A 1,364-nucleotide genomic window follows, 5' to 3' on the forward strand; every position below is an offset into this window, starting at 1 on the left:
AGGCTGCCGATGTGGTGGCGAACAGAAGGGCCGTGCCGATCATGAAGCCACCGCCGATGGCGATCAGGATGATCAGGCAGGCGAGCCCGCCGAGGATCAGGATGATCGGGTTCCAGTCGAGGCTGTCACGGGCCGGGAGATCGCCGCGCAAGGCTCCAATGGCGTTGCCGATGCCAAGCAGAACAAGTCCGCCTGAGACGACAATGGGCATGACCTTGGGGCCAAGATCATAGGGAGAGAGAATCTGGAGCTTGGTTATGTCCCACCAGACCAGGCCGGCAAGGACAAGAAGAAGGAGTGCGATGACGAGGCCTGCCACGTCGATGCGACGCTGGGGAGATATGGTCATGGAATGTCCCAAAAAAGAAACGTCGCGCTCCGAGAACGCAGCGCTTCAAGAGGGCTTCATGCTGCCCAGGGAGCAACCGCAGATGTCCAACGGATGATGATGTTCGGTGTCTTTAGGCCTCCGCAGCAGGCGGCACCCTCAGCGCGCTCGCCTGCTACGTTGATCCGCTGGTACCTGCCATTGCTCATCAATCCGGAGCGCTGCCGAAGATGGCCCGCCCTAGCCGTTGCAGATGCGTTGGCAGAGCACTCGATTCCTAGCCGAGACCGAGCTCCTTGAGGATTGCCGTGATACGGGCCTGTTCCTCCTTGATGAAGGCACCGAACGGTGCGGAGGGCATGTAGAGATCAACCCGCTCCCGTTCCTGGAGGAGCTTCTTCCAAGACTCGCTTTGCACCAGCTTGGCGACCGCCGCCTCAAGGGCCTGCTTGTCCTCCGCACTGACATTGGGAGGAGCCATCAGGCCGCGCCAGTTGACGAGCGTCGCATCCACACCCTGTTCCCGGAAGGTCGGAATGTCGATGCCAGGCAGGCGCTCCGGCGACGAGATGCCAATGGGCCGGAGCTTCCCCACCTTGAACTGGCTCGCGACCTCATTGAGACCACCGGTCGCAACGGTAATCTTGCCGTTCATCACCAGCGGCAGCATCTCGCCGCCGGTCCCGACGGGAATGTAGTTCATCTTCTTCACATCACCACCGCCCGCCTTGGCGACCAGGCCGCACAGGACGTGGTCGGGCGAGCCATGCGCAAAGCCGCCCCAGGTGACCGATCCCGGATCCTGCTTGAACTTGCTGACCAAGTCCGTGACGGTCTTGATCGGTGAATTGGCGGCAACGAACAGCGGCTGGTGTAGCGCGACGCGCGAATGTGTGAGTAAGGCGACGGCCAGATTTACGAGATGTCGCCTCCGGTTGAAGTCGACCTACCGTGTCACGGGACGACACGGAGGAGCGCATGAGCCGGCTCGATCAGGAGGCTCGCATGACTATCAAGGCATTGGCGGCGCGGGGAG

Annotated in this window: 2 protein-coding genes; both read right to left on the reverse strand. The window is 61.7% G+C overall.

Annotated features, from left to right (window positions below):
* Positions 1-349: tripartite tricarboxylate transporter TctB family protein (locus FS320_RS43415; RefSeq protein ID WP_152718658.1), on the reverse strand; the 349-nt coding region annotated here is incomplete at its 3' end.
* A 256-nt stretch (positions 350-605) separates the two neighbouring features.
* Positions 606-1,241 (reverse strand): Bug family tripartite tricarboxylate transporter substrate binding protein, encoded by a 636-nt coding sequence (locus FS320_RS43420; RefSeq protein ID WP_338105705.1) that lies wholly within the window; start codon positions 1,239-1,241, stop codon positions 606-608.
* Positions 1,242-1,364: the final 123 nt, after the last annotated feature.

Origin of the sequence: Microvirga tunisiensis, from assembly GCF_009296175.1 — a bacterium.
Classification (GTDB): domain Bacteria; phylum Pseudomonadota; class Alphaproteobacteria; order Rhizobiales; family Beijerinckiaceae; genus Microvirga; species Microvirga tunisiensis.